The 16,143-nt window shown below is 68.5% G+C and carries 16 protein-coding genes; 8 read left to right on the forward strand and 8 right to left on the reverse strand.

Features of this window, described 5'->3' with window-relative positions; translation table 11 throughout:
* From FHT36_RS13030 to FHT36_RS13050, 5 genes are read left to right on the forward strand one after another with little or no spacing between them, the layout of a single operon-like run.
* On the forward strand, window positions 1-141 hold the full coding sequence (locus FHT36_RS13030) for a hypothetical protein (protein ID WP_169122924.1): 141 nt from the start codon (window positions 1-3) through the stop codon (window positions 139-141).
* Between the two features lie 19 nt (window positions 142-160).
* Complete coding sequence (kdpB, locus tag FHT36_RS13035) at window positions 161-2,224, forward strand: potassium-transporting ATPase subunit KdpB (RefSeq protein WP_169122925.1); 2,064 nt, start codon at window positions 161-163, stop codon at window positions 2,222-2,224.
* Window positions 2,225-2,235: 11 nt separating this feature from the next.
* The gene (locus FHT36_RS13040; protein WP_169122926.1) at window positions 2,236-2,844 is read left to right on the forward strand and encodes a K(+)-transporting ATPase subunit C; all 609 of its coding nucleotides are present in this window, start codon (window positions 2,236-2,238) and stop codon (window positions 2,842-2,844) included.
* Between the two features lie 38 nt (window positions 2,845-2,882).
* Window positions 2,883-5,600, forward strand: coding sequence for a sensor histidine kinase KdpD (locus FHT36_RS13045; protein ID WP_169122927.1), 2,718 nt, complete (start codon window positions 2,883-2,885; stop codon window positions 5,598-5,600).
* Window positions 5,597-6,286, forward strand: a complete 690-nt coding sequence (locus FHT36_RS13050; RefSeq protein WP_169122928.1) for a response regulator transcription factor — start codon at window positions 5,597-5,599, stop codon at window positions 6,284-6,286. Before FHT36_RS13045 ends, FHT36_RS13050 begins: the two co-directional genes overlap by 4 nt.
* Window positions 6,287-6,410: 124 nt before the next feature.
* On the opposite strand, the gene FHT36_RS24880 is transcribed toward FHT36_RS13050, so the two are convergent.
* Genes FHT36_RS24880 through FHT36_RS13070 form a run of 4 tightly spaced genes read right to left on the reverse strand, consistent with a single transcriptional unit; the run spans window position 6,411 to window position 8,850 of the window.
* Entirely contained in the window at window positions 6,411-7,319 is a 909-nt protein-coding gene (locus FHT36_RS24880) for a CopD family protein (RefSeq protein ID WP_169122929.1), read from the reverse strand.
* Window position 7,320: 1 nt separating this feature from the next.
* Window positions 7,321-7,686 (reverse strand): copper homeostasis periplasmic binding protein CopC, encoded by a 366-nt coding sequence (gene copC / locus FHT36_RS13060; RefSeq protein ID WP_210257736.1) that lies wholly within the window; start codon window positions 7,684-7,686, stop codon window positions 7,321-7,323.
* Between the two features lie 40 nt (window positions 7,687-7,726).
* Window positions 7,727-8,638, reverse strand: coding sequence for a hypothetical protein (locus FHT36_RS13065; RefSeq protein ID WP_169122930.1), 912 nt, complete (start codon window positions 8,636-8,638; stop codon window positions 7,727-7,729).
* A 47-nt stretch (window positions 8,639-8,685) separates the two neighbouring features.
* Complete coding sequence (locus FHT36_RS13070; RefSeq protein WP_169122931.1) at window positions 8,686-8,850, reverse strand: hypothetical protein; 165 nt, start codon at window positions 8,848-8,850, stop codon at window positions 8,686-8,688.
* Between the two features lie 54 nt (window positions 8,851-8,904).
* Between FHT36_RS13070 and FHT36_RS13075 the strand changes: the two genes are divergently transcribed.
* Window positions 8,905-9,234 (forward strand): hypothetical protein, encoded by a 330-nt coding sequence (locus FHT36_RS13075; RefSeq protein WP_169122932.1) that lies wholly within the window; start codon window positions 8,905-8,907, stop codon window positions 9,232-9,234.
* A 123-nt stretch (window positions 9,235-9,357) separates the two neighbouring features.
* On the opposite strand, the gene FHT36_RS13080 is transcribed toward FHT36_RS13075, so the two are convergent.
* The 4 genes from FHT36_RS13080 to FHT36_RS13095 form a co-directional block, all read right to left on the reverse strand.
* Complete coding sequence (locus tag FHT36_RS13080; RefSeq protein ID WP_169122933.1) at window positions 9,358-10,320, reverse strand: amidohydrolase; 963 nt, start codon at window positions 10,318-10,320, stop codon at window positions 9,358-9,360.
* 88 nt (window positions 10,321-10,408) lie between these two features.
* Window positions 10,409-11,695: a hypothetical protein gene (locus FHT36_RS13085; RefSeq protein ID WP_169122934.1), complete on the reverse strand. Its 1,287-nt coding sequence runs from the start codon at window positions 11,693-11,695 to the stop codon at window positions 10,409-10,411.
* A 201-nt stretch (window positions 11,696-11,896) separates the two neighbouring features.
* Window positions 11,897-12,532 (reverse strand): NrsF family protein, encoded by a 636-nt coding sequence (locus tag FHT36_RS13090; RefSeq protein WP_169122935.1) that lies wholly within the window; start codon window positions 12,530-12,532, stop codon window positions 11,897-11,899.
* A 9-nt stretch (window positions 12,533-12,541) separates the two neighbouring features.
* A complete protein-coding gene (locus FHT36_RS13095) occupies window positions 12,542-13,087 on the reverse strand; it encodes a sigma-70 family RNA polymerase sigma factor (RefSeq protein ID WP_169122936.1) in 546 nt (181 codons plus the stop codon).
* A gap of 451 nt (window positions 13,088-13,538) precedes the next feature.
* On the opposite strand from FHT36_RS13095, the gene FHT36_RS13100 reads away from it, so the two are divergent.
* Together FHT36_RS13100 and FHT36_RS13105 are read left to right on the forward strand one after the other, a co-directional pair.
* Entirely contained in the window at window positions 13,539-14,612 is a 1,074-nt protein-coding gene (locus FHT36_RS13100; RefSeq protein ID WP_169122937.1) for a carbon-nitrogen hydrolase family protein, read from the forward strand.
* A gap of 81 nt (window positions 14,613-14,693) precedes the next feature.
* Window positions 14,694-15,887 (forward strand): branched-chain amino acid ABC transporter substrate-binding protein, encoded by a 1,194-nt coding sequence (locus FHT36_RS13105; protein WP_169122938.1) that lies wholly within the window; start codon window positions 14,694-14,696, stop codon window positions 15,885-15,887.
* Window positions 15,888-16,143: the final 256 nt, after the last annotated feature.

Genomic DNA, 16,143 nt, shown 5'->3' on the forward strand with positions numbered 1-16,143 from the left:
ATGGCACGCCGCTTCCTCTCCGCGCGGGTCCAGGCCCTGCGCACCTCCGAACTCATCCTCCTCGCGACCCTCGCCGCCTTCGTCCTCGTCGCTGCCATCCAGATGGTGGTGCTCGTGGCCGGCGATGTCGCGAAACCCTGATCCTTTCCGGGAGCCATCCATGGCCAAGCCCCGTTCCAGCAGCATTCTCGACCCGGCCATCCTGGTGCCGGCCATCGGCGCGTCGTTCAAGAAGCTCGATCCGCGCGCGATGGTGAAGAACCCCGTGATGTTCGTGGTGGAGGTGGTCGCCCTCCTCACCACCGTCCTGTTCATCCGCGACCTCGCCACCGGCGGGAGCGGCCTCGGCTTCTCCTTCCAGATCATCCTGTGGCTGTGGTTCACCGTGCTGTTCGCCAATTTCGCCGAGGCGGTGGCGGAAGGGCGCGGCAAGGCGCAGGCGGATTCGCTCCGCCGCACCCGCACGGAGACGCAGGCGAAGCTCCTCACCGGCTCCGGCGATGACTGGCGGGAGGTGCCCGGCACCTCGCTCAAGGTCGGCGACGTGGTGCTGGTGGAGGCGGGCGACGTCATCCCCTCCGACGGCGAGGTGGTGCAGGGCGTCGCCTCGGTCAACGAGGCCGCCATCACCGGCGAGAGCGCCCCGGTGATCCGCGAGAGCGGTGGCGACCGTTCCGCCGTCACCGGCGGCACCACGGTCATCTCCGACCACATCAAGGTGCGCATCACGGCGGCGGCGGGCTCCACCTTCCTCGACCGCATGATCCACCTGGTGGAGGGTGCCGAGCGGCAGAAGACGCCGAACGAGATCGCCCTCAACATCCTGCTCGCGGGCATGACGCTGATCTTCGTCTTCGCCACCGCCTCCATCCCGAGCTTCGCCGCCTATGCGGGGGGCACCATCTCCGTGGTCGTGCTGGTGGCGCTGTTCGTGACGTTGATCCCCACCACCATCGGCGCGCTGCTCTCCGCCATCGGCATCGCCGGCATGGACCGCCTGGTGCGCTTCAACGTGCTCGCCATGTCCGGCCGTGCGGTGGAAGCGGCGGGCGACGTGGACACCCTGCTCCTCGACAAGACCGGCACCATCACGCTGGGCAACCGGCAGGCGGCCGAGTTCCGCCCCGTGCGCGGCGTGAGCCCGCAGGAGCTGGCGGACGCGGCACAGCTCGCCTCGCTGGCCGACGAGACGCCGGAGGGCCGCTCCATCGTGGTGCTGGCGAAGGAGAAATACGGCATCCGCGGCCGCGACATGGCGACCCTCAACGCCCATTTCGTGCCCTTCACCGCCCAGACCCGCATGAGTGGCGTGGACGTGGACGGCGCCGTGATCCGCAAGGGCGCGGTGGACGCCATCCTCAAGGATCTCCAGTCCCCCGGCTCGGCCGTGCGTCCCGTTTCGCCGGAGACGCTGCGCGAGGTGCAGGCCATCGCCGAGGAGATCGGCAAGGCCGGCGGCACTCCCCTCGCCGTCGCGCGCGACGGCAAGGTGCTGGGCGTCATCTACCTCAAGGACATCGTGAAGGGCGGCATCCGCGAGCGCTTCGCCGAGCTGCGCCGCATGGGCATCCGCACGGTGATGATCACCGGCGACAACCCGCTGACCGCCGCCGCCATCGCCGCCGAGGCGGGCGTCGACGACTTCCTCGCCGAGGCCACCCCGGAGGCGAAGCTGAAGCTCATCCGCGACGAGCAGGCCAAGGGCAAGCTCGTCGCCATGTGCGGCGACGGCACCAACGACGCCCCGGCGCTCGCCCAGGCGGATGTCGGCGTCGCCATGAACACCGGCACGGTGGCCGCCCGCGAGGCCGGCAACATGGTGGACCTCGACAGCGACCCGACCAAGCTCATCGAGATCGTGGAGATCGGCAAGGCGCTGCTGATGACGCGCGGCTCGCTCACCACCTTCTCCATCGCCAACGACGTGGCGAAGTATTTCGCCATCATCCCGGCCATGTTCGTGGCCTTCTACCCGCAGCTTGGCGCGCTGAACGTGATGGGCCTCGCCTCGCCGCAGAGCGCCATCCTCTCGGCCATCATCTTCAACGCCCTCATCATCATCGCCCTCATTCCGCTGGCGCTGAAGGGCGTCAAGTTCCGGCCCATCGGGGCGGCGGCGCTGCTCCAGCGGAACCTGCTCATCTATGGCCTCGGCGGGATCGTGGTGCCGTTCGCCGGCATCAAGCTGATCGACGTCGCCGTGACCGCCCTTCACCTCGTCTGAGGAGAGCCATCATGCTCAACAGCCTCCGTCCCGCCTTCGTCATCGTCGTCCTTCTGACGGCGCTGACGGGCCTCGCCTACCCCCTCGCCATGACCGGCGCCGCGCAGGTGCTGTTCCCGGCGCAGGCCAATGGCAGCCTCATCGAGAAGAACGGCACCGTGGTCGGCTCCGCCCTCATCGGGCAGGCCTTCACCTCCGACCGCTACTTCCACGGCCGTCCCTCCGCCACCACCGGCGCCGATCCTGCGGATGCCTCGAAGACCGTGCCGCAGCCCTACAACGCCGCCAATTCCATGGGCTCCAACCTCGGACCCACCAACCCCGCCCTCATGGACCGGGTGAAGGCCGACATGGCGGCCCTGAAGGCCGAGAACCCCGGCGCGGCGGTGCCGACCGATCTCGTCACCACCTCCGCCTCGGGGCTCGACCCGGACATCTCCCCGGAGGCCGCCTTGTTCCAGGTGCCGCGCATCGCCAAGGCGCGCGGCCTCAATGAGGACGTGCTGCGCCGGCTGGTGGCGCACGAGACGAGCGAGCGCACCTTCGGCCTCCTCGGCGAGCCCCGCGTGAACGTGGTCGCCATCAATCTCGCGCTGGACCGCTTCGCCGGCGCCAAATAGAACAGGCGGGACCGCAGCGGCCCGGCCGGGAGACGGCAATGCCCGAAGAGCGCGAGAGCGACCACCGCCCCTCGCCGGACGCCCTCCTGAAGGAGGCGCAGCGGGAGAGCCGTGGCCAGTTGAAGATCTTCCTCGGCGCCGCCCCCGGCGTCGGGAAGACCTACGAGATGCTCGCCTCCGGCCGCACCCGCCTGAAGGAAGGCGCCGACGTGGTGATCGGCGTGGTGGAGACCCACGGCCGCCGCGAGACGCAGGCTCTGGTGGAGGGCTTCGAGATCGTCCCCCGCCGCACCGTCGCCTACAAGGGCCGGCAGTTGCAGGAGATGGACCTCGACGCCATCCTCGCCCGCAAGCCCGACCTCGTGCTGGTGGACGAGCTCGCCCACACCAACGCCCCCGACAGCCGCCACGCCAAGCGCTACATGGACGTGGAGGAGTTGCTCGCCGCCGGCATCGACGTCTATTCCACGCTGAACATCCAGCATGTGGAGAGCCTGAACGACGTTGTGGCGCAGATCACCCGCATCCGCGTGCGCGAGACGGTGCCCGACGCCATCATCGACCGCGCCGACGAGATCGAGGTGATCGACATCACCCCCTCCGATCTCATCCAGCGGCTGCACGACGGCAAGGTCTACGTGCCCGACACCGCCCGGCGCGCGGTGGACAACTATTTCTCCCCCGGCAACCTCACCGCTTTGCGCGAGCTGGCCCTTCGCCGCACCGCCCAGCGGGTGGACGAGCAGTTGCGGAGCCACATGCGCGCCCACGCCATATCCGGCCCGTGGGCGGCGGGCGAGCGGGTGCTGGTCTGCATCAGCGAGGACAAGCGCTGCGCCGCTTTGGTGCGCTATGCCAAGCGCCTCGCCGACCGGCTGCGGGCGCCGTGGGTGGCGCTCTATGTGGAGACCCAGCGCAGCTTCCAGCTCGGCGACGCCGACCGCGACCGCATCGCCGAGGTGCTGCGCCTCGCCGAGCGGCTGGGGGCTGAGGCCGTCACCGTGCCCGGCGGCGCGCATATCGCCGACGACGTGCTCTCCTACGCCCGCGCCGCCAACGTCACCCAGATCGTCATCGGCAAGTCCGACCGCTCGCGCTGGTTCGAGATCCTGCACGGCTCGGTGGTGCACGACCTCGTGCGGCGCTCCGGCAACATCTCCGTGCATGTGATCGCCGGCGATGCCGGCCAGCCGGCCTCCGAGGAGGCGCGCACGGTGGCCCCGCTGCCGGTGCGACGGGAGGTGCGGGCCTATGCGGAGGGCGCGTTCCTCGTCGCCGCCGCGACCCTCGTCGGCGTCGCCCTGCAACGGCTGCTGGGGCTGCAGAACGTCGCCCTTGTCTTCCTCACCGCCGTGCTGGTGAGCGCAGTGCGTTCCGGCCTGTGGCCGGCGCTGGCGACCTCGGTCGCCGCCATGCTGGCGTTCAATTTCTTCTTCATCCCGCCGCTCTACACCTTCACCATCGCCGATCCGGAAAACGTGATCGCGCTGTTCTTCTTCCTGGTGGTGGCGGCCATCGCCAGCAATCTCACGGCGCGGGTGCGCGGGCAGGCGCTGGCCGCACGGGCGCGGGCGAAGACGACGGAAGACCTCTATCTCTTCTCCAAGAAGCTCGCGAGCGCGGTGAGCCTGGACGATCTGCTCTGGGCCACCGCCTTCCAGATCGCCTCCATGCTGAAGGTGCGCGTGGTGATGCTGCTGCCGGAGGATGGCGCGCTCACCGTGAAGGCCGGCTACCCGCCGGAAGATGCCATCGACGCGGCGGATCTCGCCGCCGCCAACTGGACCTATGAGAACAACCGCCCCGCCGGCCGCGGCGCCGACACGCTGCCCGGCGCGCGCCGCCTGTTCCTGCCCATGCACACGGGGCGCGGGGCGGTGGGCGTGGTGGGCATCGACAAGGACAAGGAGGGCCCGCCCCTCTCGCCCGAGGAACGCCGACTGCTCGATGCCCTCGCCGACCAGGCGGCCCTCGCCGTGGAGCGGGCGAACCTCGTCTCCGACGTGGAGAAGGCGCGGCTCGACGCCGAGACCGACCGGCTGCGCTCGGCCCTTCTCACCTCCATCTCCCACGACCTGAAGACCCCGCTCGCCTCCATCCTCGGGGCGGCGGGCACGCTGAGGAGCTTCGCCGCCTCGCTCACCGAGGACCAGCGCGGCGAGATGCTCGCGACCATCGAGGAGGAGGCCCAGCGGCTGAACCGCTTCATCGCCAACCTGCTGGACATGACGCGGCTGGAATCCGGCGCCATCGTGCCCAACACCTCGCCCAACGACCTCGCCGAGATCGTCGGCAGCGCCATGCGGCGGGCGGCCGCCATCCTCAAGGACCACCGGGTGGAGATCGACCTTGCGCCGGACCTGCCCATGCTGAACGTCGATCCCGTGCTGTTCGAGCAGGCGCTGTTCAACCTCCTCGACAATGCCGCCAAATATGCGCCCGCCGGCTCCCTCGTCTCGCTTCACGGCTGGGCCGAGAACGGTCCGGAGGGCGGACATGTGACGCTGCAGGTGCTGGACGAGGGGCCGGGCATTCCGGCGGATGACGTCGACCAAGTGTTCGACAAGTTCTTCCGCGCCCGCAAGCAGGATCAGGTGCGCGCTGGCACCGGGCTCGGCCTCGCCATCTGCCGCGGCTTCATCGAGGCTTTGGGCGGCACCATCTCCGTGGCCAACAGGGCCGACCGCTCCGGCGCCGTCTTCACCATCGACCTGCCCGCGCGGGCGCTCGCCCCCATGCTGGAGACCACCCCGTGAGCGCGGCCGTGAAGCTCCTCGTGGTGGACGACGAACCCGCCATCCGCCGCCTGCTCGCCACCGGCCTGCCGACACAGGGCTACGGGGTGGAGAGCGCCGCCACCGGCGCCGAGGCACTGGCGCTCATGGCCGCGGGCGCGCCGGATCTCGTCATCCTCGACCTCGGCCTGCCCGACATTCCCGGCCGCGACCTGCTGCGCCGCTGGCGCGAGGAGGGGCAGACCTGCCCCATCATCATCCTCTCCAGCCGCACCGACGAGCCGGGCATCGTGGAGGCGCTGGAGGCGGGGGCGGACGACTATGTCACCAAGCCGTTCGGCATGAACGAGCTGGTCGCCCGCATCCGCGTCGCCCTGCGCCACCGCCTCCAGCAGCAGGGTGAGAAGCCGCTGTTCGTGGTGGGCGATCTCTCGGTGGATCTGGTGCGGCGGATCGTGAAGGTGAAGGACAGGGAGGTGAAGCTCTCGCCCAAGGAGTACGCCATCCTGCGGGTGCTGGTGCAGCATGCAGGCAAGGTTTTGACCCACCATTACCTGCTCTCGCAGGTGTGGGGCGAGATGCACGATCTGCAATATCTGCGCGTCTATGTCCGCCAGCTCCGGCAGAAGCTGGAGGACAATCCCGAAAAGCCCCGTTACATCCGCACCGAGACCGGTGTCGGCTATCGCCTCGCGGAGCCGGAATGAGCGCCGCCGGCTAGAGCGCGATCCGATCAAGTTGAAACAACTTGATCGGTGAATCGCCCTCTAACGCTTAGACAGAGAACGCGTTATCCGATCTGATTGCGATGCAATCAGATCGGCGCGTGCTCTAGAGCTGCGGATCGCTCATGCCCAGCAGCGCCGCGAGGAAGACGGCGACAAGGGCCAGCGCCACCTCCATCCTGCTGTTCACCGCGATGCGCGCGAGGTCTGCCCCCCGCGCCGGCGAGCGGGCGAGGCGCAAAGCGATGTGGCGGTTGCGCAGGGCGAGGCAGACAAGGCCGGCGAAGACCGAGGCCTTCAGGACGACGATGCGGCCATAGATCGTCCCCGGCAGTGCGGCGGGCGTCTCGATGTGCAGGATGGCGGCCAGCCCGCCGCCGACGCCCACCATCAGCACCGCTCCGATGCCGATGCGGGAGAAGCGCCGGAGCACGGCGCCCGGTGCCTTTCCGGCTTCCTCCGGCGCTTTCGCCCACCCGTCCAGCAGCACGATGAGCGGCAGCAGCCCGCCGATCCACACCGCCGCGCCCAGCCCATGGACGGCATGGACCGCCACCAGCATCACCGCCCGCGCCCCCTCGGCGGCGCCGGGATGACCGAGCAGGCTTTCGCTCGCCATCAGCACGCCCCCCGCCGCCGCGATTGCCGCCAGCCTCCGCCGTCCGCGCAGGGCAAGCGCGGCGAACGCAGCCACAACGAGCACGGCCAGCCGGAACGCCATGGCCTTTCCGAAGCCGGTTTCCAGCAGGAATCCGGAGACGAGGCTCGGGTCGGCCAGGCTTGCCGGCGTGCCGGTAATGTCCACCAGCGCCGCCCCCGCCCAGACGAGAGCCGAGACGAGCGCGACCGGCAGCGCGAGCAAGACCATCCGCTCCGCCGCCCGCGCGGCCGAGGCGCCCGCTGCCCCGGCCCATGCCGGCACGGCGGTGAACACGAACAGCGGCGCACCGAACAGCACCAGCCCCGCCGCGAAATGCGTGCACCGTGCGGCGAGGATGAGGGGAAACACGTCCACCCTATTTGCCGACCTGGAAGCCGAAGCTGCCCTCGGTCTTGTGGGTGTCCACGGACACGATCTTCCACTGCACCTTGTAGGCGCCGGCCGGCAGCGCGGCCCCCAGCTTCAGCACCAGCGCCTTGGGATCGGCGCCATCGGCCGCCGCGCCCGAGGCCACGGCGGAACCGTCCGCGCGGGTGACGACGATGGAGGAAAAACGGGGCTCCACCGCCTCGCTGAAGACGAGGCGGATTTCGCTGGGACCGGCCGAAACGGTGGTGCCGACGCCCGGCACCGCCTTTTCCAGATGGGCATGAGCGAAGGCCGCCGTGGCGGACAGGAGGCCGAGGGCGGCCGCGGCGACGAGGGTTGCGATGCGCTTCATGATGGATCTCGCGAAAGGGGACGGGGAAGGGAACGGCGTCTCAGGGAAAGAGAGGCCTTCCGATGCCGTTAGGGAAGATATCGTCCAGGAAGAAATGCAACTGGCCGATCACGCCCACATGGCTGCCGCTCTGGGCATTGATGGGGATGAGGGCCTCAAGGCCCACCTGCACCGCGCCGTTGGACCAGATGACGCCGGGATTGATGGTGCCCGTGGTGATGCGCGCGCCGTCGCCGATGTTGGAGACCGGGGACTGGAAGCTTGCTTCCACGATGGGCGTGAGCTGCTTGATGAAGTCCGGCTGCCCGGTCATCTCGCGCACGTTCTGGTTGAGGTAGGGCAGGCTGTATTGCAGCGACAGGCCCCAGGTGAGCACGCGCGGGTTGGATTCGAAGGTCAGCGGGTCGGTGAGCTGGGTGGGGAGGCCGTAGCCCAATTGGCCGGTGAGGGCGAAGGGCCGCAGCAGGGCGAGGCTGTCCGGCAGGTCACCGAAGCCTTTGCCGAAATAGAGGTTGGGCGACACCGTGGTGTAGCTGTCCACCACCTTGGAATTGCCGGTGCCGCCCCATTCGATGCTGAGGCCCACCGAGAAGATGAATTCGTGCTCCGCATTGTTGAGGAGCATCCACTTGAGCGTCGTCTCGATATTGTCGAAGCCCGAATGGCCGGGCGTATTCTGCAGCCAGCCGCTCTCGACGGAGATGCCCAGCCACGGGGTGATGGTCTTGGCATATTCGAATGAATAGGAGGTGCCGCCGACCCCGTCGCCATCCTTCAGATATTGCACGGTGGGCAAGGCGAGTTCGTCCGCCACGGCCGGATCGTCGAAGGTGAGGGTCGCCGGGAACACGCGGTCGCCCGCGATTCCATGGGCGTGCGCGGAGGGGGGATGCGCAGCGAGAAGAAGGCCTGTCAGCGCGCAAAGGCTGACGGCCTTGGGAAGCCTGGTCATGAAAAAAATCCTCGTGAGAAACCCAAGGCGCGGGCGAGCGCGCCGGTTCAGGCGGCCTTGATGGCGGTCACGAGGTGGGGAGGTGCGCGCGGCGGCGGGCCGCGCTTGAAGGGAAGCTGCGTGGTGAGCTGGGCGGCCGGAAGATCGGCGCGCACCATGTGGAATCCGGCCACGGCGCCGAGCGCGACGGGGGCAGGCGGCGGCGCCAGCATCCCGTCTGCGCAGGGACAGGCGATGCAATCCGCGCAGCAGGGATGGGCCGGGGATTGATCCGGCGCGGGGGGGCCGGCCTGCCCGTTTTCGTGCTCGCACAGGAGGCCGGCGGCGACGAGCCCTTCGACCTGGACCGCATTCCATCTGAGGCCGGCGGCATTGCCCGCCTGAACGAAGGCCGCGACACCGTTGGCGAGAAGCAGGACGACGAAAAGCAGGCGCAGGACCACGGCAAGACGCAGCACGACCGGAAGGCGCAAAGCCGCGTGCGCGCGTCCGGCCCATCCGGCCGCGCGGTGTCGCGCCTCACTGCCTGCCCCGCCTCCCATCCCACCCTGCGTGTGTTCGTGTCCCGAAGGCCGCGAGAATACCAGCCAAGATGAGGTTGACGCAACCAATGGCCCGGTTCGTCTTGCGGCATTCGTCGAATTACAGAGAAAAACAGGAAATGACGCTGGGTAAAACTACGTCACCCCTCCCCCACACAACCTGAGCGCGCGCAGTCCCTATCCGCCGAAGAACACCCGCTCGGCCGTTCCCCGCAGCAGAAAGTCCCGTTGCCCGTCGTCGAGGGGCGCCCGGCGGGCGATGAAATCGAAGGCGGCCTGCAGGGTGTTGGGTGGTTCGCGCTCCAGCACCGGCATGTCGCTGCCCCACATCAGCCGGCCCGCGCCGAAGGCGGCAATGAGGGCGACGAGTTGCGGGATCACCCGGTCGTAAGGGGGCGTGTCGAACTTGTTGAGGCCGGACACCTTCACCGTCACGCCCGGAAAGGCGGAGAGCGCCAGAAGCCGGTCCAGCTGGCGCGTGTCGCCCGGCATCACATGGGCCATGTGATCGAGGCAGACGCTCGTTGCCGGATAGCGCCGGCACATCTCGGCCATGTGGAGGAGCGCATCGTCGCTCATATCAGGGCTGTCCCGCAGAAGCGGGCACAAAACGAGGTCTTCCTCCGCCGCCGTCGCCCAGATGGTCGCCATCACCGGAGAGGCGAGCCAGGATCGGGTATCGACGCCCCTCAGGCGAAAGCCCTTCACCCCGGTCGCTTTCGCCGCCCGCATGGCCTCGGCCGCGTCGGCGCGCCGGTCGTCCACCGCACCGACCACGGCGAAGGTGCCGGGGTGCACCCGCGCGGCATCCGTCAGATAGGAGCTGTCGAAGCCGAAATAGCCGATGTGCTGCACCAGCACGACCCGCGCGACGCCGATGGCCATCTCCCGCGCCAGCACGGTGTCGATATCGTAGTCCGGCGGATCGCGGTCGCGCGCGGTCTGGCCGTTGACCATGGGATAGCGGGCGGGGTCGCCGCCCCAGCTGTGGCTGTGGGCATCGATGAGCCCGCCGGGCGCAGCCCGTGCGCCCGAACCGATGCCGCCGGCAACCGCCAGCGCCGCCGCGCCTTTCAGCAGGCTGCGGCGATCAAGGCCGCCTGCCTCCCTCGCTCCAGCCCGGCCCTCGCCTTGCGTCATCGCCTGCCTCCCGCCCGGAACAGCCGCGCCCTAGATGGGCACGGCGCGCGCCGTTCTGGCAAGGGCACCGACCGATGACGGCCGCAGATCAGATCAGCGCATCCGCGCTCCCGTGCACGGGATGAAGCACCTCATGTACATGCGACGCCAGGGCCTGCGCCCGGTCGGACAGCTCGTGCACCAGCACGGGGTGCGCCGACTGCGCATGGTCGAGGAGGGATGAACCGATGGCATCGAGATAGTCGACGACCGCCGCTGAGAGATGGAGGTCCGGCAGGTGATCCGTGCCCAGCGCCCCATGGGCGTGCGACGCCGCCTCCAACAACCCCGCCGCCCGCGCTTCCAGCGTGGCGAACACGGCGGAGAGATCGTCCGGCGCGCCGGAGACGGCCGCCTTCAGGGTCGCGAAGGGGTCGGAGACCATGGCATTGGCGGACAGGAGGGTCGGCGCTTCCGCTTCGAAAGCCAGCGTCGTGTGCGCGCTCGTCGAACTCTTCTCGGTGTCGGTGACGGTGAAAGTCACATCCCGCGCGCCGCTCGGGGCGGACGCGGCGGTGGAGCGATAGGAGACCTGCTCGGCGAGTTGGCTCGCCTGCGCATCGGAAATGGCGGACGAGAAAGTGAAGGCGAGGTCGTGCCCGTTGTGTCCATCGGCCGAGACCGTGCCGACCTGCTTGCCATCAAGATAGAGCTTCTTGCCGGTGATGCTGAAATGCCCGTCCGACAGATAAAGCTGATCGGTCGCAGTCGCGCCGGCGAGATGGACCGCGAGCTTGCCGCCCTTGAAGCCGGTCAGATCGGGATTGGCGACATGGACGTCGGCGTCGATGACGACGCCCACTGCGGCCTGCGAGGCGGAATGGACCGACTGGGCATCGAGGCCGGAGAAGACGGGCGCGTCGTTCTCGGGCTTCAGCTTGAGCAGCATGGTGGCTGAGGTATCTGCACCGGACGAGTTTAAAACTCTATAAGTGACAACGCGACCGAACGCTGAGGGCGTGTCGCCATCGTAGTAATATGAGACCGCTCTCGCCATAGCGGTCATAGATTCTGCTGTTACGTTCGGCTCAAGAGTGACCGATATGTACGGACCGCCTGACATGACTGTTCCGACCAGCACATCATTATAATAAACAGATCCAAAATCTTGTCCGTAAACGACCTTTATCCCCCCACCATCTTTAAGGTAGAAATGGTCATTCCCACCAAAATTGGCAACATCGACAAGAAAGTATCCTTGGGTGAAAATATCAGGCGATGTCGCCACAAACGTCACATTCGAATCCAGCACCACCGGACCCGCATTCACCGTGTTCTCGGCCAGCGTCTTGCTCCTATCGAGCCCGCTGAAGCCGGTTTTCGCCTTTGCCGCCATGACCGCAACTCTCCCTGACCAGAGTTGCAATTAGGGGTAGCGAAGCGTCGGGGCGCGGTCTAGGCGGTGACGGAACGGCAGGCGGAAGACAGAGCCGGCAAGCGACCAAAGGGCAACAGTGCGGAGCGGCAGCCCCGGCCGCCAAGGGGCCGCCCGCTCGCACCCCGCTGCAATTGCTGCGCGGGAACCCAAGCTCCGGCCCTACCAGCGCAGCAATCGGCTACCCACGAGCGCGCCCACTGCCGTCACCGCCGCTACCGCGATGCTGTACCAGGTGAGGAAGAAGAGCGGGGAATCGTCCACGCAATGGAGGGCGTAGAGGGCGGCGGCGATGCCGCCCGCCGCGAGGCCCGCGGCGGCGCCGGCCAGCGTCGGATGGGTCGGGGCGCCACGCCGCAGGGCGAGCAGGAGCGCGCCCAGCGCCGGAGCGGCGATCATGGGAATGAGCGTCGTGCAATAGATGGCGTAGCGTCCGACGAGTTCGTGCCGCCACTGGCTTGCGGGCGTCGTCACCAGTTCGGCCGCAACACCCGCCGCGAGCAGCAGAGCCGGCACCAGCAGGGCCCGCGCCGCACGCCCCACCCGCGCGCCGGGCTGCGACAGGCGCAGCGCCAACACCAAAGCGACTGCGGCGAGCGAGAGCGTCACCGCGAACTTGAAGGCGAGGCGCCATTCCACCAGCAGAGCGAGAAGGTGGGGCCGCGGCGAAAGACGCAGGGCGAACACGCACGCGGCCGCCACGACGCCAACGACGAGCGCGAGCGCGAGCGTGCTCCTGAAGCTGCGCACCGGCCGCGCATCGGCGGCGAGGGCGCGTATGAGGTCATCCGTCTTCACGTCGTTCCTTCACTCCTCCCTCAGGCGGGCCGAAAGGCTCGCAAAGGCGCGATGCAGCGCCACGCGCACCGCGCCGGGCGTCATGCGCATCCGCTCCGCCGTCTCGGCGACGGAGGCGCCCTCCACCGCCACCGAGCGCAGCACCGCCTGCTGCTTCTGCGGCAGCAGGGCAAGGTGCTGCTCCACCTCCATGGCCCCGGTGTCGGGCCGCTCCTCCGGTGCCGGGAGAAATTCGGCGAAATCCTCCACCGGCACCTCCACCCGCCGCCCGCGCCGGCGCAGATGGTCCACCATCTTGTTGCGGGCGATGGTCCACAGCCAGGGCCCGAGGGGGTCCTCGGTGCGCCAGGTGTGACGCTTCAGATGCACCGCCAGCAGCGTCTCCTGCACCACGTCCTCCGTCTCCGCCGTGGGCGCGCCAAGGCGGACAAGGCGGCGCTGCACCACAGTGCGCAGCGCGGGCGCGAGCTCCCGCAGCAATTGCTCATAGGCCGCGCCGTCGCCGGCAAGCGCGCTCCGCATCAATTGCGCCCACCGCAGTTCGCGGTCGTCCATCTATACGTTCCCGAAGGTCAGTTCGCAGGCGCCCACCCGAACGTTACACCCCGGACGGGCGACGCACGCACTTTTCGCAAGGATCATTCTTCGCCGCTTCCCGCAAGGCAATGGGCGCAGGCGGGGCGCTTGGCCGCGCCATGGGGACATGGGCCGCTCCCGAACGTCGCCGCACCATCGGAAATCGTGCAAGGCGCGGTGCACAAAGCGGGCGGCGGTCGGCTCGAAGGCCACCCTTTGCGCACCGCGCCTCATCGAGAGGCGGCGCGAAGCCGGGCAATTGCGCCCTCTCGAGGCAGAGCGGCTCCATCACCGGCCCGGGCACCCCGCTCAAACCTGCCGCATGGGAATATGCGCAAGTGCCCCTGCACATTTGCGCCCTTCCGCGCACGGGACACCGCGCCATCATGAGCCGGCGTAATCACCGCCGCCCCACTGGCAGAAGAGCCCGATGACCGTCCAATATCCCCGCTTCAAGGCCGCCGCCTGCCACGCCTCGTCCGTGTTCCTCGATGCGGACAAGACCGCCGAGAAGGCCTGCGACCTCATCGCCGAGGCCGCCGCGAACGGCGCCGCGCTGGTGGTGTTCCCGGAATCCTTCCTGCCCGGCTTCCCGGTGTGGGCGGCGCTGCAGGCGCCCATCTATAATCACGGCTTCTTCTGCGCGCTGGTGGCGCAGGCCCAGAAGCTCTCGAACGGCGCCATCCGCACCATCCGCATGGCGGCGCGCCGGCACGGCGTCCACGTCTCCCTCGGCTTCACCGAGGGCACCGACGCGAGCGTCGGCTGCATCTGGAATTCCAACGTGCTGATCGGGCCGGACGGCGCGATCCTCAACCACCACAGGAAGCTCGTCCCCACCTTCTACGAGAAGCTGGTATGGGCGAACGGAGACGCGCGCGGCCTGCGCGTCACCGCCACCGAGATCGGCCGGGTCGGCATGCTGATCTGCGGAGAGAACACCAATCCCCTCGCGCGCTATGCCCTGATGGCGCAGGGGGAGCAGGTGCATATCTCCTCCTATCCGCCGATCTGGCCGACCCGTCCGCCCGAGGAAGAGGGCGCCTACGACCTGAAGCGCGCCATCGAGATCCGCGCCGGTGCTCATGCCTTCGAGGCGAAGGTGTTCAACATCGTCGTGTCCGGCTTCGTCGATGCGGCCATGCGCGAGGCCATGGGCTCAATGGGCCACGCGAGCCTGGGCAAGGCCAGCCTCGAGGTGATGGACAATTCCCCGCGCGGCATCTCCATGGTGCTCGATCCCACCTCGCAGGTGCTGGGTGAAGTGCTGGGCGAGCATGAGGGCATCCTCTACGCCGAGATCGACACCGCCCGCTGCGTTGAGCCCAAGCAGTTCCACGACGTGGTGGGCTACTACAACCGCTTCGACGTGTTCCACCTGGAGGTGGACCGCTCCGCCCGCGAGCCGGCCTATTTCTCCGAGGGCGCCGCCATCGCCCATGCCGCCGAGGATGGGGCGCTCGACCCCGCGGCGGACGTGCTCTTCGCCGACGGGGCGGCCTGAGTTTCCCTCCCCATCCACCGGAGCCGGCAACGACCGGCGCCGTACGGCCTGAACAAACAAACCCTTCCAGAGGATCATCAGATGGCAACGGATCAAAAGCTGGCCCGCCGAAAACTGTTCACCCTCGCCGGCGCGGCCCTCGCCGCGGTGTCGCTCGCCGCGTCTCCGGCGCTGGCGCGCGACACGGTGAAGATCGCCTTCATCGGCCCGCTCACCGGCGGCAATTCCGCCACCGGCCTCGGCGGCCGCAATTCCGCGGCGCTCGCCGTGGACCTGCACAATGCCAAGCCGGACGCCAAATACACCTACGAGCTCGTGCCCTTCGACGACGAGTGCAAGCCGAACGTGGGCGTCCAGGTGGCCACCAAGGCGGCCTCCGACAAGTCCATCATCGCCGGCATTACCCACTACTGCTCTGCGGTCGCCATCGCCACGGTGGACACCTACAACCGCTTCGGCCTGCCGGTGGTGGTGTGGGGCGCGGTGCTGCCGGAAATCACCTACGGCAACGACTACAAGGAAATCCACCGCGTCAACGGCACGATGATCAATGAAGGCAAGATGGCCGCGGAGTTCCTGACCAAGCAGGGCTTCAAGACCTTCGTCGTCATCCACGACACCACCGACTACGGCAAGGGCCAGAACAAGTATTTCGCCGAGAATTTGAAGCCCCAGGGCGGCGAAATCCTCGCCACCTTCCCGGTGCCGCCGGACCAGCAGGACTTCACCGCCGAACTGACCAAGGTGAAGGAGCTGAAGCCGGACGTGGTGTTCATCGGCGGGCTCACCCCGCTCGGCGTGCGCGTGCGCTCGCAGATGGACCGGCTCGGCATCCCCGCCCAGCTCGCCGGCGTCTCCGGCATCATGAGCGCCGGCTTCATCGAGGGCGCCGGCCCCGCTGCGGAGGGCACTGTCTCCTTCCACAACGGCGCGCCGCTGACCAAGTATGCCGACGGCAAGGCCTTCATGGACGCCTACGCCAAGGCCGGCTACCGCGAGGACCCGGACGCCTACGGCCCGTTCGCCTTCTCCGCCGCCAACCTCATCATGGACGCCATCGAGAAGGCCGGACCGGACCGCAAGAAGGTGCGCGACGTGCTCAACACCACCAAGGGCTACAAGGCGCTGGTCGGCGAGATCAACTTCGACGACCACCGGCAGAACATCGTCTCCGCCAACGTCTATGTCTCGCAGGACGGCAAGTGGGTCTACTGGCCGGACAGTGCCTATGCGACGGGCACCAAGAAGCTGCCGGGCAAGGCAGCGAGCAACTGACGCCCTCCCTGTTCCCCGGATCCGCGACACCGCAGGTGGAGCGCCGATCCGGGGTCCAGGGGAAAGGTCGGCGAAGCCGGCAACCGCCTCGCACGGCCGGAGGAATGGAGCCGCCTTCGGCGAACGGTTGCGCTGGGCCACGGCTCTCCTTCCCCTGCGCTGCGCTCCGTTTCAGTCCGCCGAGGCGCGAGGGTGGCGCCGATGGCAGACACTCCCCTTCCCCGGCGCCCTTCTTGCAGCGCGCCGGTTCCCGCTT

This window comes from Xanthobacter sp. SG618 (assembly GCF_012932745.1).
Classification (GTDB): domain Bacteria; phylum Pseudomonadota; class Alphaproteobacteria; order Rhizobiales; family Xanthobacteraceae; genus Xanthobacter; species Xanthobacter flavus.